Origin of the sequence: Tardiphaga robiniae, assembly GCF_013359755.1 — a bacterium.
GTDB lineage: Bacteria > Pseudomonadota > Alphaproteobacteria > Rhizobiales > Xanthobacteraceae > Tardiphaga > Tardiphaga robiniae.
The window spans coordinates 336,386-356,960 of sequence record NZ_JABMCJ010000085.1; the positions used below are offsets into that span (position 1 = coordinate 336,386).

20 protein-coding genes and 1 tRNA gene are annotated in these 20,575 nt (G+C 62.1%); 8 read left to right on the forward strand and 13 right to left on the reverse strand.

Annotated elements, in window-relative coordinates; genetic code table 11:
- Positions 1–27: 27 nt before the first annotated feature.
- From mhpA to HP556_RS17200, 3 genes are read right to left on the reverse strand one after another with little or no spacing between them, the layout of a single operon-like run.
- Complete coding sequence (mhpA, locus tag HP556_RS17190; RefSeq protein ID WP_338117584.1) at positions 28–1,596, reverse strand: bifunctional 3-(3-hydroxy-phenyl)propionate/3-hydroxycinnamic acid hydroxylase MhpA; 1,569 nt, start codon at positions 1,594–1,596, stop codon at positions 28–30.
- Positions 1,593–2,498 (reverse strand): VOC family protein, encoded by a 906-nt coding sequence (locus HP556_RS17195; protein ID WP_175367849.1) that lies wholly within the window; start codon positions 2,496–2,498, stop codon positions 1,593–1,595. Before HP556_RS17195 ends, mhpA begins: the two co-directional genes overlap by 4 nt.
- Complete coding sequence (locus HP556_RS17200) at positions 2,495–3,526, reverse strand: amidohydrolase family protein (RefSeq protein WP_175367850.1); 1,032 nt, start codon at positions 3,524–3,526, stop codon at positions 2,495–2,497. The genes HP556_RS17195 and HP556_RS17200 overlap by 4 nt, the downstream gene beginning before the upstream one ends.
- 234 nt (positions 3,527–3,760) lie before the next feature.
- Between HP556_RS17200 and HP556_RS17205 the strand changes: the two genes are divergently transcribed.
- Positions 3,761–4,489, forward strand: a complete 729-nt coding sequence (locus tag HP556_RS17205; protein WP_231079308.1) for a GntR family transcriptional regulator — start codon at positions 3,761–3,763, stop codon at positions 4,487–4,489.
- A 107-nt stretch (positions 4,490–4,596) separates the two neighbouring features.
- Here HP556_RS17205 and HP556_RS17210 read toward each other — a convergent pair.
- The 3 genes from HP556_RS17210 to HP556_RS17220 all read right to left on the reverse strand — a co-directional run bounded on the left by HP556_RS17210 (position 4,597) and on the right by HP556_RS17220 (position 5,776).
- Positions 4,597–4,673: transfer RNA gene (locus HP556_RS17210), tRNA-Met, on the reverse strand.
- 180 nt (positions 4,674–4,853) lie between these two features.
- Positions 4,854–5,333, reverse strand: coding sequence for a VOC family protein (locus HP556_RS17215; RefSeq protein WP_175367852.1), 480 nt, complete (start codon positions 5,331–5,333; stop codon positions 4,854–4,856).
- Between the two features lie 20 nt (positions 5,334–5,353).
- A complete protein-coding gene (locus HP556_RS17220) occupies positions 5,354–5,776 on the reverse strand; it encodes a VOC family protein (protein WP_093757095.1) in 423 nt (140 codons plus the stop codon).
- A gap of 431 nt (positions 5,777–6,207) precedes the next feature.
- On the opposite strand from HP556_RS17220, the gene HP556_RS17225 reads away from it, so the two are divergent.
- The 4 genes from HP556_RS17225 (at position 6,208) to HP556_RS17240 (ending at position 10,148) form a co-directional block, all read left to right on the forward strand.
- Complete coding sequence (locus HP556_RS17225; protein WP_246297792.1) at positions 6,208–7,131, forward strand: tripartite tricarboxylate transporter substrate binding protein; 924 nt, start codon at positions 6,208–6,210, stop codon at positions 7,129–7,131.
- Positions 7,132–7,214: 83 nt separating this feature from the next.
- Positions 7,215–7,700 carry a tripartite tricarboxylate transporter TctB family protein gene (locus HP556_RS17230; protein WP_175367854.1) on the forward strand — a complete coding sequence of 162 codons (486 nt, stop codon included), beginning with the start codon at positions 7,215–7,217 and terminating at the stop codon, positions 7,698–7,700.
- 15 nt (positions 7,701–7,715) lie between these two features.
- Positions 7,716–9,224 (forward strand): tripartite tricarboxylate transporter permease, encoded by a 1,509-nt coding sequence (locus HP556_RS17235; RefSeq protein WP_175367855.1) that lies wholly within the window; start codon positions 7,716–7,718, stop codon positions 9,222–9,224.
- Positions 9,225–9,239: 15 nt separating this feature from the next.
- Positions 9,240–10,148: a LysR family transcriptional regulator gene (locus tag HP556_RS17240; RefSeq protein WP_175367856.1), complete on the forward strand. Its 909-nt coding sequence runs from the start codon at positions 9,240–9,242 to the stop codon at positions 10,146–10,148.
- Between the two features lie 13 nt (positions 10,149–10,161).
- Here HP556_RS17240 and HP556_RS17245 read toward each other — a convergent pair whose 3' ends face one another.
- Positions 10,162–10,320: a hypothetical protein gene (locus tag HP556_RS17245; protein WP_158596719.1), complete on the reverse strand. Its 159-nt coding sequence runs from the start codon at positions 10,318–10,320 to the stop codon at positions 10,162–10,164.
- Between the two features lie 495 nt (positions 10,321–10,815).
- On the opposite strand from HP556_RS17245, the gene HP556_RS30400 reads away from it, so the two are divergent.
- Positions 10,816–13,209, forward strand: a complete 2,394-nt coding sequence (locus HP556_RS30400) for a calcium-binding protein (protein WP_175367857.1) — start codon at positions 10,816–10,818, stop codon at positions 13,207–13,209.
- A gap of 52 nt (positions 13,210–13,261) precedes the next feature.
- Here the strand turns inward: HP556_RS30400 and HP556_RS17255 are convergent, their stop codons facing one another.
- Positions 13,262–13,639, reverse strand: coding sequence for a hypothetical protein (locus HP556_RS17255; RefSeq protein WP_141137130.1), 378 nt, complete (start codon positions 13,637–13,639; stop codon positions 13,262–13,264).
- Between the two features lie 178 nt (positions 13,640–13,817).
- On the opposite strand from HP556_RS17255, the gene HP556_RS17260 reads away from it, so the two are divergent.
- Both HP556_RS17260 and pgm read left to right on the forward strand, forming a co-directional pair.
- On the forward strand, positions 13,818–14,564 hold the full coding sequence (locus tag HP556_RS17260; RefSeq protein ID WP_175367858.1) for a Crp/Fnr family transcriptional regulator: 747 nt from the start codon (positions 13,818–13,820) through the stop codon (positions 14,562–14,564).
- Positions 14,565–14,875: 311 nt separating this feature from the next.
- A complete protein-coding gene (pgm, locus tag HP556_RS17265) occupies positions 14,876–16,525 on the forward strand; it encodes a phosphoglucomutase (alpha-D-glucose-1,6-bisphosphate-dependent) (protein WP_175367859.1) in 1,650 nt (549 codons plus the stop codon).
- A gap of 76 nt (positions 16,526–16,601) precedes the next feature.
- On the opposite strand, the gene HP556_RS17270 is transcribed toward pgm, so the two are convergent.
- From HP556_RS17270 to HP556_RS17290, 5 genes are read right to left on the reverse strand one after another with little or no spacing between them, the layout of a single operon-like run.
- Positions 16,602–17,369 carry an ABC transporter permease gene (locus HP556_RS17270; protein WP_175367860.1) on the reverse strand — a complete coding sequence of 256 codons (768 nt, stop codon included), beginning with the start codon at positions 17,367–17,369 and terminating at the stop codon, positions 16,602–16,604.
- Positions 17,366–18,130, reverse strand: a complete 765-nt coding sequence (locus tag HP556_RS17275; RefSeq protein ID WP_093757088.1) for an ABC transporter permease — start codon at positions 18,128–18,130, stop codon at positions 17,366–17,368. Before HP556_RS17275 ends, HP556_RS17270 begins: the two co-directional genes overlap by 4 nt.
- Positions 18,127–18,933: an ABC transporter ATP-binding protein gene (locus tag HP556_RS17280; protein WP_175367861.1), complete on the reverse strand. Its 807-nt coding sequence runs from the start codon at positions 18,931–18,933 to the stop codon at positions 18,127–18,129. The genes HP556_RS17275 and HP556_RS17280 overlap by 4 nt, the downstream gene beginning before the upstream one ends.
- Positions 18,934–18,938: 5 nt before the next feature.
- A complete protein-coding gene (locus HP556_RS17285; protein ID WP_093757086.1) occupies positions 18,939–19,637 on the reverse strand; it encodes a GntR family transcriptional regulator in 699 nt (232 codons plus the stop codon).
- 10 nt (positions 19,638–19,647) lie between these two features.
- Positions 19,648–20,574 (reverse strand): ABC transporter substrate-binding protein, encoded by a 927-nt coding sequence (locus HP556_RS17290; protein ID WP_175367862.1) that lies wholly within the window; start codon positions 20,572–20,574, stop codon positions 19,648–19,650.
- Position 20,575 lies beyond the last annotated feature (1 nt).

The window sequence follows — 20,575 nt, forward strand, 5'->3', positions numbered from 1 at the left end:
TGTGGTGACGCTGTGCGGCCGGCGTGATCATCGGAGCCGCTCCGCAAGATCGGTGAGCAGCGCGTCGAGTGCGCTGGTCTCGCTGGCGACGCCGAAGACGTAGTGGTCGGGCCGGACGATTGCGGCGCGACAGTCGTGACGGTCGAACCAGGCAGCGAGAACGCCATCTTCTTCAGTAAGTACGTCATCGGCGGAGGGGCCGATGCGAATTGGCCTGATGTCCAGCTGAGTCATGATCGCTTGCAGGTCGGGGCTGAGCTCCAGTTCACTGCGTGTATCGAGGACGAGCCGCCATCCGGTGCCGGCGACGCTATCGAGACGGCGCCGTCCTTCTGCAGTCCTGATCCAGGGCTGTGGGAACAGCGTGCCATGAGCAGCATGAAGCGGGAACGCCAATAAACCAGTCTGCAATGGCGGCACGATTTCCTGACGGGTGATGGTGCGGGGGTGGCCGCCACCCTCCGCAAGAATGCGCTCGTCGCGTGCTGCTGCGGCGTCGGGATCGCGTTCGCAGATCACATGACCGATGGCTTTGATGCGGGAAGTAAGCTGGCGCACATGCTCGCCGCGCTCCTCGCCGTAGCTGTCGAGCAATTTTGCATTGGATTGTCCGCGGAGTACGCGGTCGAGCTTCCAGACGAGGTTGCCGACATCGCGGATGCCCTGGCACATGCCCTGGCCGATGAACGGCGGCTGCTGATGCGCGGCATCGCCCGCAAGGAAGATGCGGCCGCGTCGCCATTCCTGCGCGACGAGCGCATGAAACCGGTAGCTCGCAGCACGCCACAGCCTGGCATCATCGGGCGTAATCCAGCGCGCGAGCAGCCGCCAGACCTGCGCGGCTGTTTCCATCTCGCGCGGATCTTCGCCGGGCAGCAGCATGATTTCGAAGCGACGATGATTGCCGGGGCCGATGATGAAGGTCGTGGGCCGCGACGGATCGCAGAATTGCGCCGCGGTCTGCGGCAGCTTGCTGAGGGAGGCGTCGCTGACCTGGAGATCGACGACAAGCCAGGGCTCATCGAAGACGAGATCCTCGAATGCGATGCCAAGCTGTTGCCGAGTGCCGCTCGATGCGCCGTCGCAAGCGATGACGTAGTCGGCGGTGACGGCGCGCGTTGTGCCGCGGTCGTTCCGCAAATGCAGTGTCACACGATCGGTCGATTGTTCGAAGCCGAGCAGTTCGGTGCCCAGCTCGACCTCGACGCTGTCATAGGCCGCGGCATGTTCGCGCAAGGCAGCTTCGACCGGTGGCTGCGTGAACACCATGCTGGGCGTGTAACCGAGCGGATAGGGCTCCGCAACCATGTCGATGCGGCGGATCAGCTGCCCTTTGGCGCCGAAATGCTGGGAGGCGGGGAACGGAGCAACGTAAGGCAGCACGCGCTCGGCAGCGCCGAGATTGTCGAGCAGGCGCAGGATCTCATGATCGATCGCGATCGCACGCGGCTTGTCATAGACCTCTAGCTGACGGTCGATCGCCAGCGTGCGGATGCCCCGGTCGCCAAGAAGACTGGCCGCGATGGCGCCTGACGGACCATGACCGACCACGACGACCTGAAAATCATTCCGTGTCTGCTCGGATGAAACCGTCACGCGGCACTCCCGTCGGCGTAGCCAATGGCGGTCTGTGCCGCCTTGACGTGATCGGCCTTGGGCGGGGCGATGCCCCAGTGATCGGTGCGGCCGGGTGGCCAGACCCATTCCGACGGCCCGCGTACCACATAGCTGTCATCGACCTGCAGAACTTCGGCGGTGTATTCGATGACGATCCCGACCGGATCGATGAAATAGGCAAACACATTGTCGCCGGGGCCGTGACGGCCGACACCCCAGGCAATGGGAAATCCGGCATCGATCATGCGACCCGAGCCCCGCATCACCGCTTCGAGATCCGGCATCAGGAAGGCGACATGATTGAGCCCGTTCACGGCAGCGTCGGCAATGACGATGGCATGGTGATCGCTGTTGCAGCGGACGAAAGCCATGATCTTCGAGCGGTCGGTCAGGCGAAAGCCGAGCGCCTGTTCGTAGAACGCGGCGAGATTGTCGACGCCGGTACTGTTGATGTTGACATGCGCGAGGCGTGTCGGCCGGTTGGCCGATGATGGTGCTTCGGCATGTTGCAGGTCGCCATGAACGAAGCGAAGCACGCCGCCACCGGGCGCGCGGATGGTCATCAGTGTGCCCCCATCTGGTGCCGGATTCGGAGCTGGGCCTGAGAGCAGCGTGGCCCCGTGTTTCACGGATGCTGCGGCGATCGTTTCGAATTCCGCATCCGAATGCAGCCGGAACGTGATGGCCCTCAGCGCGGGGCGATCGCCCTGCTGCAAGGCGACGACATGGTGATCGGTGCCGCTGGCCCGCAAGTAAGTGACGCCTTCGTGGCGCGTCACGAGGTCGAGTCCCCACACAGATGTGTAGAACTGCTCGGATCGCTGCGGGTCGGGCGTGTCGAGATCGACACTGCGCAGGGCTGTGATCGGGAAATGGGTCATTGCGAAGCCTGCTCGTCAAGGCCGAGGAAACGTCTTGCATTGGCATGAAGGACGAGATTGCGCGTCGCCTCGTTGCCGATCGCTGATGCGGCGCGCGTTGCCGGCGTGCGATCGTGAAATGCGAACGGGTAGTCTGTGCCGAGCATGATCTGCGTCGCGCCGAACTTGGCGATCAGATGCAGCAGCGTCGGGTCGTCATAGACCAGCGCGTCGTAATAGAGCCGGCGTGCCTGCAAGATCGGCGATTCCTGGATGCTCTCCTGCAGCACAGGAAACACCTGATATCCCTCCTGAAGCCGCGGCAGCAGCGACGCGAGCGTGCCGCCGCCGTGGCTGAACGCCATGCGCAGGCGCGGGTGACGCAGCAAGAGGTTCGAGGTGATGACGGATGCCGCGGCAAGGCCGACATCGGTCGGATAGGCCAGTACCTGCTGCAACTGCGCGGGGCCGACGAGGCGATCCATGCCGCAAGGCCGCAGAGCATGGACGAACACCGCCATGTCGAGCTTCTCGACCTCGGCGAAGAATCCGTCGAAGTCGGGAGACCCGATCGGCTTGCCGTTGATGTTGCTGCCGATCTCGATGCCCGCAAAGCCGAGTTCGTGCTTCAGCCGATGCAGCTCGGCAATGGCGCGGTCGATGTCCTGCAGCGGTACCGCGCCGAGGGCGACGAGGCGGCCACCGGAATGCATGACCATCTCGGCCATCTGGTCGTTGATGTAGCGGAGGAGATCATTCGCCGCTGCGGGCTCCATCCAATAGGACAGTAGCTCCGGCATCGGCGAAATGGCCTGCACGCCGAGTCCCATCTCCGCCATATCCGCGACGCGCTTGGCGACATCCCAGCAGCGATCCGACACCGTGCGATAGACGCGGCCGGCCATCATCACATGCTTGTGGCAGGGTTTGGCATCCGCCATCGACGGCCAGTCGGCCGGCACTGCTGCGCCCATATAGGACGGGAAGGAGGCGGGTACGACATGCGCGTGGATATCGATCCCGCAGCTGCATGGGGAGATGGCGCTCATGGCTGTGACCGGGCCATGCGCGGCTGGACGGCTGCAAAAACTGCCGATGCCTCAGGCGCTTGCGGAGCCTTGCCAAACATTGTCGCGCCTCCCGGCCAGTCATCTCTCATGACCTTGGGGAACGAATATCTATAGAAATAGGCCCGCACAACAAAAATTTATAGATTTTTATGAAATCAGAAAAAGTGTATAGAAATCGAAGCCGACAGGCAGATGATTCCGGGATTGAAGCACGTGGACACAACATCACTGGAATTGGCTTCGCCGCCGCCGTCCTCGACCCAGGCCAGCACGGTCTATGACCGGCTGCGAGAGGATCTACTGTCCGGGCGGCTCGAGCCGAGCCGGAAACTCCAGATGCGTTTTCTGACCGAACTGTATCAGACCGGTCAGACGCCGCTCCGTGAGGCGCTCAACCGGCTGACCGCCGATGGTCTGGTCGAGTGCCGCGAGCAGCGCGGATTCTATGTTGCGGATATCAGTCGCAGCGAACTGGCCGAACTGACCAAGACCCGGTGCTGGGTCGAGAGTCTGGCGCTGCGGGAATCCATGGCGGCCTCGACGCCGCAATGGGAGGAGCAGCTTCTGCTCGCGCAACATCGCCTCGGGCGAACCCCGCGCTCGCTCAATGCCGAACACTTCGAAGACAATCCGGAATGGGAGCGGCTGCACCGCGTCTATCACCGCACCTTGATCGGGAATTGCGGTTCGCAGTCCCTGATCGCGTTCTGCGGACAACTCGCCGACCAGCTCTACCGCTATCGGCGTCTGTCGATCCGCAAGGCCTTCCCGTCACGCCATGTGACGGACGAGCATCAGGCGATCATGACTGCAGTTTTGAGCGGCGATGCGGACCACGCCGTGGATCTGCTCACCGCGCATTACAGGCAGACCGCTGAAGTCATTCTCCAGGACAAGCAGATCTTCTCAGAACTGCACGAGGGCGAAGACGCCGCATCGTAGAGGGCACGGACGCAGGCCGAGCAAGCGCCTCTGCGGGCATGAAAAAGGCCTCGCGACGCATGCAAGGCCTTGGAAACATGTCTGCAAGATTTGGTAGGCAGAAAATTTGGTAGCGAGGAGTGGACTCGAACCACCGACCCCAGGATTATGATTCCCGTGCTCTAACCAACTGAGCTACCCCGCCACGGCATCCGGAGGGGACAAATTGTCCCCCGGCGAATGCGCGGCATATAAGAAGTCGAGGGACTCGATGTCAAGCAAAGTAGCGCCTGAAATCGGTGCCTGAATAGATGTTCCCGCAACCCGGTCGCCGATTTGGAGATCGGGCAGCTATCGCCGCCCGATCAGGCACTTATGGCCACGTCTAGCCGCCGTCGAAGGCCTTTTTCAGGGCGGCCATGTCGAGTTTGACCATGCCCATCATGGCCGTCATGGCACGCTTGGCGCCCTCGCCATTCTCGCTGGCAAGCATTTCAGTAAAGCCGTTCGGCACGATCTGCCAGGGCACGCCCCAGCGGTCGTTGATCCAGCCGCAGGCATTTGCCTTGCCGCCATTTGTCAAAATGGCGTCCCACACACGATCGACTTCGGCCTGGTCTTCGCAATGGATGGTGAAGGACACGGCCGTGCTGAATGTGGCGGGGCTGCCGCCATTGAGGCCAATGAAGCTTTGGCCGGCCAGCGTGAAGCCGACCACCAGCACGTTGCCTGCTTTGCCGCCGGGATAATCGATCGGGGCGCGCTGCACGCGATCGATGGAGGAATTGGGCACCAGCGAGCAGTAGAATCTGGCGGCTTCCTCGGCCTCGGTCTCGTACCAGATGCAGGGTGAGATCTTTGACATCGCTGCTATCCCTCTCTCGATCAGGCCTGAGCCATCGCAGATTGCGCGGCGGCCATGTCCATCCACATCACTTCCCAGATGTGACCGTCGGGATCCTCGTAGCTGCGGCCATACATGAAGCCGAAATCCTGCGTGGGTGTTGGATCGGCGCTGCCGCCCGCACCCACGGCCTTCTTCACGAGACCATCGACTTCGTCGCGGCTGTCGGCGGAGACGCAGATCAGAACTTCGCTCGACGTCTTCGCGTCGACGATCTTCTTCGAGGTGAACTGACGATACTTGTCATGGGTCAGCAGCATCGCGTGGATGGTGTCGGAGAACACCATGCAGGCGGCGGTGTCGTCGGAGAATTGCGGGTTTTTGGTCGCGCCGACCGCTTCATAGAAGGCGACCGCGCGGGGCAGGTCGGTGACGGGCAGGTTGACGAAGATCATTTTGCTCATCGGATGGCTCCTGTGGGTATACGCTCTGGGTGTTCTCTTTGGTGACTGTCTCGCTTAGGACGCGTGGGCCTGCCGCGATCCGACATCACCGGCAAAATTTTCTCAGTTATTTTTACAGGCGGAATTTCTTGTCCGCCGCGATCAATATGTCAGCCGGGCGATCTCCGCGTGCAGACGGAATGTCGCATGGCTCATCCTGATTGCGAATTGCGGCGGCGGTGAAATCATCGTTGATTGCCAAAGACGCAAGACGCGTTCGCAGCCGGGTTCGAAACATGTCCTTTTCCTGGGTTTGTTCCGGGCTAGACTGAACGACAATAAAAATACAGCCGGTCCGGGCATCACCCCCGGAATCGCAGAGGGAGAAACACATGTTGCAACGCAATCGCCTTGCCTTGTCCGCTGCTGTCGCGCTTTCCGCGGCCGCCACCATGTTCGGTGGTGCAGTCCAGGCGCAGGACTATCCGACCAAGCCGATCACACTGATCGTGCCATGGCCCGCCGGTGGCTCCACCGACATCTCGATGCGCGCGATCGCGGACGCGGCGTCGAAACATCTCGGCCAGCCGATCGCGGTCGACAACAAGGGCGGCGGTGGCGGCACGGTCGGTCCCGCGACCATGGCAGCCGCGGCCAAGCCGGATGGCTACACCATCTCGCAGATTCCCATCACCGTGTTCCGTCTGCCGCTGATGCAGGAAGTCTCGTGGAATCCGGACAAGGATTTCTCCTACATCATCCATCTCACCGGCTACACCTTCGGCATTACGACGAATGCGGAGTCGCAGTTCAAGACCTGGAAGGACGTGGTCGATTTCGCCAAGGCCAATCCGGGCAAGGTGACCTATGCGACGCCGGGCACCGGCACCTCGCTGCATGTGGGCATGGAGCAGATCGCGGCGATGGCCGGCATCAAGCTCACGCAGGTGCCGTTCAAGGGCGGTGCTGAAACCAACGCTGCCGTGCTCGGCAATCACACCATGCTGCAGGCGGATTCCACCGGCTGGCGGCCACTGGTCGATGCAGGCAAGCTGCGCCTCCTAATGGTGTGGACCGACAAGCGGTCGCCGAATTTCCCGGATGCGCCAACGCTGAAGGAGAGCGGCTATCCGATGGTCTATGACTCGCCGTTCGGCATCGCCGGCCCGAAGGGCATGGATCCGAAGATCGTCGCCAAGCTGCACGACGCCTTCAAGAAGGCCATCGAGGATCCCGCCGTCATCGCGACGCTGGCGAAATACGACATGGTGCCGAATTACAAGAACACCGAGGACTACAAGAAATTCGTTGTCGAGGTCACCAATTCCGAGCGCAAGGTGATCGAGGGAATCGGGTTGGGCAAGAAGCCGAATTGATCGTCGAATAGCGACGTCAGGCGCATGCGATGGGGTCCATCGCATGCGCCTTCATTTCATGTCGATGTCCCGGGACAGAAACGATGACTGACCAAACCCGCCCGCCATTCCGGCTGAACAATTCAGAACTCTGGACCGGCGTGATCGGCATTGCGCTTGGCGTGTTCGTCATTCGCTCCGGCCTCAAGCTGAAGCTCGGCACCATCAACGATCCCGGCTCCGGCTTCATGCTGTTCTATATTGGCCTGCTGATGTGCGCTTTCGCGCTCACCATCGTTCTCGCTTCGGTAACCGAAGGGGGACCGACCTTTGGCTCGCGGTGGGAAGGTGCAAGCTGGGGCAAGCCGGGCGCGATCATCGTCATCCTCTCGGCCTATGCTTTCGCGCTCGAGCCACTGGGCTTCCTGATCTCGACCATCCCGCTGATGCTGGTGTTGTTGCGCGTCATCGATCCCGTGCGTTGGACGCTGGCGATCCCACTCGCGGTGCTGGCGCCTGTTGGTGTGTGGTGGGTGCTGAAACGCGGCCTGCTGATCCAGTTGCCTTCGGGCATGTTTGAAATCGGCTGACGGGAAACACGGATCATGGATGTTCTCGTCAATGTCATGCACGGCTTCGGTGTCGCGCTGCAGCCCGCCAATATTCTCTACTGCTTCATCGGCGTCTTCATCGGTACCCTGGTCGGCGTACTGCCGGGCATCGGGCCGATCTCGGCGATGTCGCTGCTGCTGCCGGTGACGCTGTCCGGCACGCCGGAGTCCGGCATCATCATGATGGCCGGCATCTATTACGGCTCGATGTATGGCGGTTCGACCACGTCGATCCTGGTCAACATTCCCGGTGAGGCCGCCTCCGTCGTCACCTGTATCGACGGCCACCAGATGGCGAAGCAGGGCCGTGCCGGTCCGGCGCTCGGCATCTCCGCGCTCGGCTCCTTCATCGCCGGAACTTTTGCGCTGGTGATGCTGATGCTGGTGGCGCCGTCGCTCGCCTCGGTCGCCATTGCCTTCGGCCCCGCGGAATATGCCAGCCTGATGGTGCTCGGCTTGGTCGTGCTGACCTTCCTGACACAAGGCTCGATGGCCAAGGCGCTGCTGATGGCCTGTATCGGCATCGTGCTTGGCCTCATCGGCCTCGACAGCATCACCGCGCAGCCGCGGCTGACCTTCGGCCGGATCGAGCTGATCGATGGCATCGGTCTCGTGCCCGTGGTGATGGGTCTGTTCGGGCTCGGCGAGGTGCTGCTCAACACCGAGCAGGTCATCAAGCGCGACATCATCAATGCCAAGATCACGCAACTCCTGCCCAACAAGGAAGACTGGAAGGCCAGCGCCGGGCCGATCGGGCGTGGCACGATTTTAGGCTTCTTCCTCGGGATACTCCCCGGCGGCGGTGCCGTGGTCGCGTCCTTTGCGTCCTATGCGCTGGAGAAGCGGCTGTCGAAACATCCGGAGCGCTTCGGTCATGGCGCGATCGAAGGTGTTGCCGGACCTGAAGCGGCGAACAACGCGGCAGCGGGCGGTGCGTTCATTCCGCTGATGACCCTCGGCATTCCACCGAACGTGGTGATGGCGCTGCTGCTCGGCGCTTTCGTCATTCACGGGCTGCAGCCCGGCCCGCTGCTGATCACCCAGAACCCCGGATTGTTCTGGGGCATCGTTGCCAGCATGTATATCGGCAACCTCATGCTGCTGGTGCTGAACTTGCCGCTAATCGGCATGTGGGTGAAGCTGCTGAAGCTGCCTTATAATGTGCTGTTCCCGCTGATCATCCTGTTCACGATCATCGGCGTTTATTGCAGCAGCAACAATGTGTTCGATGTCTATGTCATGATCGGCTTCGGCGTCATCGGCTACTTCATGCGCAAGTTCGGCTATGAGCCCGCGCCGCTGGTGCTGGCCTTCGTGCTGGGTCCGCTGCTGGAGAACAATCTGCGGAAGTCATTGATCCTGTCGCAGGGCAATCTCATGACCTTCATCGAGCGGCCGATCTCGGCAGCCTGTCTGCTGCTGGCAGTGGTGCTGCTGATCGCCCCGCTGTTGCCTGCACTGCGCAAGAAGCGCGAGATGGTCGCGCTCGACGAGGGCGCGTAGCCGGGGAGCGTTCGCATGGACACCGAATTGGCCAGGACATTCCTTGCGGTTGTGAGCGCCGGCAATTTCGTAACTGCGGCGGACAAACTCCATGTCACGCAGTCCACGGTCAGCGCGCGGATCCAGACGCTCGAGCAGTTGCTGCGCGTGACGCTGTTCGTCCGCAACAAGGCCGGTGCGACGCTGACGCCCGCCGGCCGCCAGTTTCAGAAACACGCGTCCACGCTGGTACGTACGGTGGAACATGCGCGGCAGGATGTCGGCATTGCGAAAGGCTTCAGTGGTACGCTGACCGTCGGCGGTCGCATTGGGCTGTGGGAGGAGCATCTGCTGCACTGGCTGCCGCTGATGCGCGCGAAACATCCGGATATCGCGATCCGCGCCGAGAGCGCTCTCGAAGCCGAATTGATGCAGGGCCTCGTCGAAGGCAGGATCGATATCGGCGTGATGTATACGCCGCAGAGCCGGCCCGGTCTCAAGGTCGAGCAATTGTTCGATGAACAGCTCATTCTGGTCTCGACCAGTACGCACAGCGCGCCGGAGCCGCAGCCGGGTTACGTCTATATCGACTGGGGCCCGGAATTCTATGCGCGCCACATGGCGCTGTTTCCGGATTTCGCGGGACCATCGCTTACGGCCAATATCGGCTGGCTCGGGCTGCAGCATGTGCTGGAGAATGGCGGCTCCGGATATTTCCCGCGCCGCATCGTTGCACCCCAGCTGAAGGCTGGGCGGCTGCATGCCGTCGCCGATGCGCCGGAATTCTCGATGCCAGCCTATGTCGTCTATCCCGGCGATCGCGACGATGAGATCATCGCCGAAGCGGTCGCGCTCATGCATCGCCTCGCGCATGACGTGGCCAACAAAAAGCCCGCGCCTGCAGGGCAGGCGAGGGCGCCGAAACGTCCGGCAAGGCGGACGTGATGTGGAGGCGCGGCTAGGTGCCGGACGGATATCCCGATGTCGCAACGATCGCCGCGATCTGATCGGCGCTGTGCCGGGAACGCTTGGTAACTGTCAGGCGTGCGATGATCGCCGCAGCAAAGGCGAACAGCGCGAGAGCGACCGATACGTCGGGGTGGATGATCGTTTTCATGGTCGGCTCCTGCATCATCGAGGGGCGGCATCGCTCCTCGGGTTCCTTCGAGCGTAGGACTGCCATGAATTTTGACAAACGAATATTATTGGCGATTGCAATCGAATTTGTCGATTTTAAATCGACCCGAGCCGAATGACGTCGCAATCGTCGGAAGGACGGCGTCCTGCACTTTGCGGAATGCAAAGATTCCGAGGCAGACACCCGCGGCCACTGCAACAAGGATGTGACGATGCGTGTGCGGCCATCAGCGCCGCGCGTGAGCGAGCTTGCGTGTGGGAAACAGGATATCGCGATGTGCGATGAGACGGAGCGGGCGATCGACGTGATCGCAAGCGTGCGCGTTGCATTGGGACGAGGCGGCCGCGCCGAACGCATGCGATGGGATGCAATTGATTCAATGCGAGGACGAACAACGCGCGCTCGACAAATATCAGCCCCAGATTCGTCCGATTAAAGATTCACGCTCCGGCGAAATGAGTTGGGGGCTGCATCATGGCGTTTGTCGGACCTGAATTTCCCATCAATTCCACCACGGCCAATGATCAGGCGGGCGCAACCCAAACGCTGTTGTCCGACGGACGTATTCTTGTGACGTGGACGGCGACGGATGTCGGCGGTCATCAGCCGCATACAATTCAGGGCCACTATTTGTCGGCGGACGGTACGCCTCAAGGACCCGATTTTCAGATCACGATTGATCGGAGCGGGGATCCGGGAGCGCCTTCGGTCACGGCGCTTTCCGACGGCCGCGCCTTTGTCGCGTGGCAATCCTATATCGCCGCCGACAATGTCACTGAAGTTCGCGGCACCCTCATCGATGCGGAGGGGCATCCCGTTGCAGATATGGTGGTCAATTCATCAACTGCGATTTCGCCGCAGATGCCCTCCGTTACGACGCTCGCCGACGGCCAGATCTTGCTGACCTATGTGTCCGCAGACGGCGGGGATCCGAAATATCTTGGCGATATCCGCGGGAGGATCCTCCACGACGACGGAACCGTCGCCATCGACGACTTCACCGTGAATACGACCACCTGGGGTACGCAATATGATCCAAAGGTGACGGCGCTGCCCGACGGGCGGGCGTTCGTCACATGGAGGTCGTACGATCCGGACGAGGGGCGCTACAACGTCTCCGCCCAGTTCGTGAACCCCGATGGCAGCGCGAGCGCGCCAGACTTTCGCATCCTGGCGGGAGCCCAGTTCAATCAGAGCGACGCGTCCGCCGCGGTTCTCGCGGATGGACGCATTCTCGTGGCCTGGACCGCGCAGGAACCGGATGGTGACAGCAACATTCATGCGCGCCTGCTGAACCCGGACGGATCCGTGGTTGTGTCCGATAATATCGTCAATGCGAATTTTGACGGCGGTCAGGATTCCCCGTCGATCGCCGCACTGCCGGATGGCCGCGCGGTCATCATCTGGCACGCCACCGATCCCGTCACCGGCGCCAGTGATCTCTATGGTCGCCTGCTGATTCCGGGCGCTTTTCCGATCGGCAACGATTTTCTCGTTAATTCGACAGGTGGCCTGGCGGAAACCGGACCGCATCTCCTGACATTGTCCGATGGGCGTATTCTCGCGACCTGGACCTCGTTTGAGCAGGGACCGGCTGCAGACGACATCCACGGCCGCATCATGTCGTTCAACACGATCACCAATGGTACGCCGGGCGATGACGTGCTCCCCGGTACCGCGGATAACGATATCATTCACGGCGGCGATGGTCGCGACACAATACATGGTGCAGCTGGAAACGACGTTCTGCATGGCGATGGCGGCAACGACTTTCTCTACGGCGATGCGGGCAATGATTTTCTGTTCGGCGGCGATGGCGACGACCGCATGTGGGGCGGTGACGGCAATGACATTTTCGTCGGCGGCAAGGGCGCCGATGCTTTTGCCGGCGCGTCCGGTATCGATACGGTGCGCTACGAGACATCGTCTGCCGGTATTCATGTCGATCTGACACTCGGTACGGGCAGCGGTGGCGATGCCGCCGGTGACAGTTTCAGTTCGATCGAGATCGTCATTGGCAGTCGATTCGACGACACGTTGATCGGCGACGGTGCCGCCAACACGTTATCAGGCGGCAGCGGCAAGGATGTTCTGGACGGTCGCGACGGCAATGACGTGCTGGATGGCGGCGAAGGCAACGATGCGCTGACCGGCAGCGCCGGCAATGACATTCTGCACGGCGGTGCCGGTAACGATCAGCTTTGGGGCAATGCGGGTGACGATATCCTCGCCGGCGGCGCGGGTGCCGATATACTTGCTGGCGGCGCCGGCAACGATACGGCGGATTACAGCACGTCCATTGCCCAGGTGAATATCAATCTCGCGACAGGTGTCATTCAATGGGGAGATGCTGAGGGCGACAAACTCAGTTCGATCGAAAATCTGATCGGGAGCGGGACGATGGACCTGCTGACCGGTGACGCGGCCGACAATCGCATTTCCGGTGGCGGCGGGAACGATCTGATCGATGGCGGCGGCGGAAACGATAGTCTTGATGGCGGCACCGGCAACGATACGCTCACAGGCGGGCTCGGCGCCGACATCTTGACCGGCGGAGCTGGCGCGGACAGTTTTGTATTCAAAGCTGTGCAGGACAGTCTGCCCGGAGCTGCCGATCAGATCACCGACTTTTCGTCGATCGTCGCGGACACGGCCGATTGGATCGATCTGTCGGCAATCGATGCCAACAGCAAGGCCGCCGGCGATCAAGCGTTCGCCTTCGTCGGAAGCGCCGCTTTCACGCATATCGCCGGCGAATTGCGCTTCGCCGATCATCTTCTTCAAGGCGATGTCGATGGCGATGGTGCGGCCGACTTCGCGGTTCAGGTGAACACCGCCGTCTTGAAGGCAGGTGACTTCGTCTTGTGATTTACGCGATGTGAGTGTTGTCGCGCCCCCGGCGTCGCGGGCCGCTTTCGCGTTACGCTGCGGTCGACGTCCGCGACGTGACGCCCGGCATCAGCTGAAACGGTTGCTCGATCACGATGCTCGGGCAACCCAGCGACGCCGCGACCTGGCTGGTCGAGGCGACCACCGCATGGTCGATCTGCGAGCCGGGAATCTGGGCCACGATCAGCTGCGCGATACAGAGTTGTTTGGTGCCGCGCAGGTCGAGGTCGACCCGGTAGGCAAACAGCGCATGGACGATATCGCGCCGGTCGCGGATCACGATCAGCCCGTTGTCGCCGCCATCGGCATCGGTTCGCCGGCGCACGAAATCCAGCCATGCATCCAGCGTAACGCTGGCATCGTGCAGATAGACGAGCGGATAGGCCGCGCGAGCGTCCGCCCAAGTCATTGGTTGCGCCTGATATTCCTCATTCATCGCCGGATTCCCGCATGGCCTGCAAAATTGGCGGGGACGGGCTGGTTCGGCATTGATATGGGTCAAAGCGTCCACGATTGATCCATGTCAAATGGTGTAGAGTGATTTTCAAGACCTGCCACATATGACCAAACCGAAGATGGACAGTGCCATGACCTTCGCGGAACCAGCGGCCGAGACCTGTGCCGGAGAGCGCGACTGCAAGCACGGCCGCAGCACCAACGGCTGCGACGATTGCAAGGTGCGCCTGTTCAGCGTCTGCGGCGCATTGGAACCGGCGGAACTCGACGAGCTCGATCGCCTCAGCCAGGTCAAGAATTTCCCGGCCAAGGCCATGCTGTTCGATCAGGGCGCGTTGGCCGGCAGCGTGTTCAACGTGACCGAAGGCATCGTCCGGCTCTACAAGTCGCTGCCCGATGGCCGCCGTCAGATCGTCGGCTTCGCGCTGCCCGGTGACTTCCTCGGACTTGCGCTGATGGACCGCTACGGCGTCGCCGCCGAGGCCGTGACACCGGTGCGCGTCTGCCGTTTCTCCCGCGCCCAGTTTCTCAGCTATGTCGACGGCAAGCCGCATCTGCTGCGCCGCCTGCATGAATTTGCCGGCCATGAACTCAGCCTCGCGCAGGACCAGATGCTGCTGCTCGGCCGCCGCACCGCCGACGAGAAGGTCGCCGCCTTCCTGCTGAACCTGCAGGCGCGCTATGGCCGCATCGGCGCGATGTCGGTCAATGTGCCGCTGCCCATGAGCCGTCAGGATATCGCCGACTATCTCGGCCTGACCATTGAAACCGTCAGCCGCACGCTGACCAAGCTCACCAAGGAAAAGACCGTGCTGGTGGTGCCCGATGGCGTGCGGCTGCTGTCCACCGACCGGCTGGATCAGCTCGCCGCGGCGTAACGCGGCGCTGCATTTTGATGTAGCTCAAGGTGAGCGCGTCCTGTCGCGCTCACACTCTTCTCTGTCACTCAAGGAGAAGAGATATGCCTTTCGACAGTATGCTGGTCGCCGCCGCCGTGGTCACGATGTTCGTCTGCTTCGCCCTGCCGCTGGCCTGGGTCTCGCGCCGGACCTTCGGGCAGTCCTGAGCCCTTCGGCGGCACGCCGGTGCCCCTCATAACCGGCTGATTTGTCCTCCAAAACATGCCATGAGTCCTGACCCCCGCGACGGTTGCGCCGCGTCTGGGCTCTTGGTGTGCGAAGGAGAACAAATGGCTGCTCATGTGAGTCCGCTGGCCGGCAAAACCATCGATCCATCCCTGCTGGTCAACGTGCCTCGGCTGGTGACGGCCTATTTCGCCGGCAAGCCGGATCCGTCCATCCCCGCCCAGCGCGTCGCTTTCGGCACCTCCGGCCATCGCGGCTCCGCGCTCCACAATTCCTTCAACGAGAACCACATCCTCGCGGTCAGCCAGGCGATCTGCGATTACCGCAAGGGTGCCGGCATCGACGGACCGCTGTTCATCGGCATCGACACCCATGCGCTGGCTGAACCGGCGCTGGTCAGCGCGCTGGAAGTCTTCGCCGCCAATGGCGTGCATGTGCGGATCGACCAGGACGACGGTTATACGCCGACGCCGGTGATCTCCCACGCTATCCTCACCTACAATAAGGGTCGCTCGTCCGGTCTGGCCGATGGCGTCGTGGTCACGCCGTCGCACAACCCGCCGGAAGACGGCGGCTTCAAATATAATCCGCCGAACGGTGGCCCGGCCGATACCGACATCACCGGCATCATGGAGAAAGCTGCCAACGGCTTCCTTGAGAACGACATGGCTGGCGTCAGGCGCATCCCGATCGCGCGCGCCCGCAAATCCGAATTCGTGAAGCGCTACGATTTCATCACGCCCTATGTGACCGACCTCGCCGATGTCGTCGACATGGAGGCGATCCGCGCATCAGGCGTCAAGATCGGTATCGATCCGCTCGGCGGCGCGGGCGTACATTACTGGCAGCCGATCATCGAGCGCTACAAGCTCGATGCGACCATCGTGAATACCGCGATCGATCCGACCTTTCGCTTCATGACGCTGGACTGGGACGGCAAGATCCGCATGGACTGTTCGTCGCCCTATGCGATGGCCAAGCTCATCGGCATGCGCGACCGGTTCGATGTCGCTTTCGCCAACGACACCGATGCCGACCGCCACGGCATCGTCACCCGCACCGGCGGCTTGATGAATCCGAACCATTATCTCGCGGCGTCCATCGACTATCTGTTCGCGCACCGTCCGAACTGGCGCAAGGATGCGGCGGTGGGCAAGACCATCGTCTCCAGCGCCATCATCGACCGCGTGGTGAACAAGCTCGGCCGCAAACTGGTCGAGACGCCGGTCGGCTTCAAATGGTTCGTCAATGGTCTCGTCGATGGTTCGTTTGGCTTCGGCGGCGAGGAGAGCGCCGGTGCGTCGTTCCTGCGCAAGGACGGCACGGTCTGGACCACCGACAAGGACGGACTTATTTTGGGCCTGCTCGCCGCCGAGATCACGGCGGTGACCAAGCAGAATCCGAGCCAGCGTTTCGAGACGCTGACCGCCGAATTCGGCACGCCCTATTACGAGCGTATCGACGCCGCGGCCACGCCCGAGCAGAAGAACGTGCTGAAGAAAGTTACGCCGGAGCAGATCGGCATGATCGAGCTCGCCGGCGATGCGGTGACCAAGACCGAGAGCAAGGCGGCCGGCAATGACCAGTCCTTCGGTGGCATCAAGGTCTCGACCGCCAATGGCTGGTTCGCGGCGCGGCCGTCCGGCACCGAGGATGTTTACAAGATCTATGCGGAGAGTTTCCGCAGCGAGGATCACCTCAAGCAGATTCAAAGCGACGCGCAGACGGCGATCTCGAAGGTGTTTGCGAAATAGCCTCACGCGCAACCTCACACTCGTCGTTCCGGGTTCGCTCGCAAGAGCGAGCGCCCCGGAACGACGAGTATGTTTCTCAATGCCCGCTCGTTCGCCACCGTAGCAGTCGCTGTTCGACCATCGACATCGCCAGCGCGGTCACATAGCCGATCATGCCGAGCAGGATGACGCCGGCGAACAGATCCGCCGAACGAAACGCGCGCGCCGAGAGCAGCACCCAGTGGCCGAGGCCGTCGAGCCCCGCGAGGATTTCGCAGACCACTGCCAGGATCAGCGACACGGTCAGGCTGAGCCGCATGCCGGAGATGATATCGGGACTGGCAGATGGCAGAGCTATCTTGAAGATCACCGCGAGGCGCGACATATGCAGCGAGCGCGCGACCTCATAGAGACGCGGCTCTACTGCGCCGAAGCCGTGAACGGTCGCAAGCAGCATCGGCCAGATCGCGCCGAAAGCGATGACGAACAGTGCCATGCCCTGGGTCAGTCCGAACAGAGCGATGGCGACGGGAATGATCGCAGATACGGGTAGTGGCCGCAGGAATTCCAGCGATGGAGCGACATAGCTGCGCATCGCCTTGGACGAGCCGATCATGGCGCCGAGTGCGATGCCGACGACGGATGCGACCAGCCAGCCATAGAACATGTGTTCGAGGGTGCCGATCGTCTTGTCCAGCAACGTGCCATTGCTGAAGCCGCGCATCAGCGCGGCCCAGGCGCGATCGGGGCCCGGCAGGAACACCGGCGAGACCAGTTTCAGATTGGCGATCAACTGCCACAGCGCGATCAGGCCTGCAGCCACGGCGAAGCTGGCAACGCGCCAGAGGGTGAGTGCCCAGTTCATCGAACCTCTCCCGCCAGCGCTGCGGGGCCAAACAGATGCTGCTGCGCTGCCAGCAATCCGGCATTGAGCGCATAGCCGATCAGGCCGATCCAGAGCAGATAAGCGAGCATCAGGTCCGGGCGCAATGCTTGCTGCGCAATCATGATTCCGGCGCCGAGCCCGATGGGATTGATCGCGATTTCCACGGTCACCGCGACGATCAGCGCGATGCCGGCGGCGAGGCGGAAGGCGAGAAAGATGCGCGGCAGTGCCGCGGGAATGATGATCTTGCGGACGCGGTCACCTGGCGACAGCCGCAGCGCGCGGGAGACTTCGATCAGTCGCGGCTCGATGCTGCGCACCGCAGCGCGGCTGAGGATCAGGATCGGCCACACACAGGCAAAGGCGACGATGACGATTTCCATGCGATAGCCGAAGCCGAGCGCGATCAGGGCGATCGGTAGCAGCGCGATGGAGGGGATCGGCCGCAGGGATTCGATGGTGACTTCCATCAGCCGATCCAGCGGCTGGAAGATACCGAGTGCAATTCCGAGGAACAATCCGATGGCGCCGCCGACCACGAGGCCGGCAAAGGCCGAAGCCAATGTGTCACGCGTCGCCGCCAGGATGGAGCCGTCGCCGAACGCCTGAAACAGCGCCAGCACCACGGCGCTCGGCGGTGCCAATGCATCGCTGTGGATATCGACAGAGCGTGCCCAGATTTCCAGCACGATGAGCAGGCTCATCGGAAGGATCGCCGCTTTCAGGCGCTCGGATCTCATGCTTCCGATGCCTTGATGAAGTCGAACAATTCGCGGCGCAGCCGCAGGAATTCCGGGTTCTCGCGCGTGGTCAACTGATCGCGCGGGCGCGGCAGGTTGATCGGAAGATCGATGCCGATGCGGCCGGGATGCGGCAGCAGGCCCACCACGCGGTCGCCGAGATAAATGGCCTCTTCGAGATCGTGGGTGACGAAGATCACTGTGGCCTTGCTGGCATCGAGCAGCGACAGCACCTCGTCCTGCAGGCCCTGCCGCGTCATGGCATCAAGCGCGCCGAACGGCTCGTCCATCAGCAGCGCTTTCGGTTCCTGCGCCAGACATCGTGCGATCTGCAACCGTTGCTGCATGCCGCCGGACATCTCGGCAGGATATTTCGCGGCGTGATGGGGCAGCCCGACTTTCTTCAGCAACTCGTCGATGCGGGCCGGGCGCTGGGCCTTGGGCATGCCGATGGTTTCCAGCGCCAGCGCGACATTTCCGGCGGCGGTGCGCCATGGCAGCAGTGCCTTGCCGTAATCCTGAAACACGATGGCGACATCGCGCCGTGGCGCACGCATGGGCTCGCCGTCGAAGCTGACATGTCCGGATGTCGGTTTGTACAGGCCGGCGGCGAGGCGCAGCGCCGTGGTCTTGCCGCAGCCGGAGGCACCGATGATGCAGAGGAACTCGCCGGGCTTCACGTCGAGGCTGACGTTTTCGATAATCGTCTTGCCGCCGAGATCCAGCGTGACATGGGAAAACGCGATCTGCGACTTTTCGGGGTGAGCGGACGGCATGTCCTTGCGAAGGGCAATGGATGTCATCGCGCTCAATCTCCTTGTCCGGGCGGATAGACGAAAGCGAGCGTCGAGTGCAGATGCGACGTCAGCATCGCCTGTGCAGGACCGGTTTCGCGCGCAAGCACGCGATCGGCCAGAAGCTGATGGGCTGCGACAAAGCGGCTGCCGCTGTCGAAGCCGCGCATCATCACCCTGCGGTAGCGATAGGCCTGATCGTAAAGTTCCGAATGCGCCGAGAGCAGGCGCTTCGAATTGCAGGCCGCCAGCAATGCGGTGTGAAATCCCTTATGGAGCTTGTCGAAATCCGGCGCGCCTTCGCGGAATTCATCGCCGGTCCGGTCGATATGCCTGCGCATCTGGTGAAGTGCGCCGAGGATGCCAGCCTCCCAGGCATCGTCGCCATGTTCGATGGCTAGCCGCAGCGCCTCCATCTCCACCACGCTGCGCATCCGTGTGATGTCGGCCAGATCCTCCCGGCTGATGTCGGCGACGCGAAAACCGCGCTGGCCGATGCCGATAATCAGGCCGCGTGAGATCAGGCGCGACAGTCCTTCGCGCATCGGCGTGGCGCCGATCTCGTAACGTTGCACGAGATCGACGATGCCAAGCCGCGTGCCTGGCGCGAGATTGCCGGCAATGATGTCATGTTGGAGCAATGTCGCTGCACGCTCGCTCAGCGTATCCGAGCCGGATACATCGATTGTACTGCTAAGGGGCTGGCCCGCCATTCAGTTTGACCTATTTCAGAATCAGTTTGTTGAGATCGAGTTTGGTCTCCAGCATTTTCTGCGAGGACATGACGTCGATCCACCATGCCAGTTGCTCGGGCTTCAGCACCGGCTCCGACTTGTTCGGCGGCGATGCCTTCACCAGTTCGATGGTCTGTTTTGTGAATTTGGCAATCGCGGCTGAGGTCTTGTCTTTGTCGCTGTTCACGATCGCCGCACCTTCGGCGATGGCAGCGCGAAATTTCCTGACGGTGTCGGGATTCTTCTCGGCCCATTCGCGCGAGGCCGCATAGAAGATGATCGGCTCCGTGCGCTCGAGTTCCGACGCGTAGCGTGCGCCGATGCTGCCGCTACCAGCCGCCAGCATGCGCGATACCGTCGGCTCGGCGGTCAGCACGGCATCGACACCGCCGGACTTGATGATGTCCGGCATGGTCGGGAAGGTCACTTCGACGAAATTGACCTTCCTGGGATCTACACCCTTGTCGACCAGCCATTTGACGAACAGCACGTGAAGAAACGCACCGAGGCCCGGTGCGCCGACCTTCTTGCCGATGAAATCCTTCGGCTCCTTGATCGTGATGCCGTTACGCACGAAGGCGGTGATATTGGCGTTCGAGGTCGGGCTCATCACCGTTGCGCCGGCGACCGCGACGAGATCGAGGCCGCCGTCGGCAGCCTGCAGGAAGACGGTGGAGGTTGGACCGCCGATCTGGATCGAGCCGGACAGAATGGCCGCCGGGATATTGGAGTTGATGCCGATGGGGATCATCTCGGCATCGAGCCCGTGCTTCTTGAAGATGCCTTCATCCACCGCGACCATCGCCGAGGCGCAGTCCGTTGTTGCAGTGCAACCGATCTGGAGCTTGGTCTGGGCATGCGCGGTGCCCGTCACAGCGAGCGTGGCCAATAGGGCTGCCACCATCCACCTGGTCATC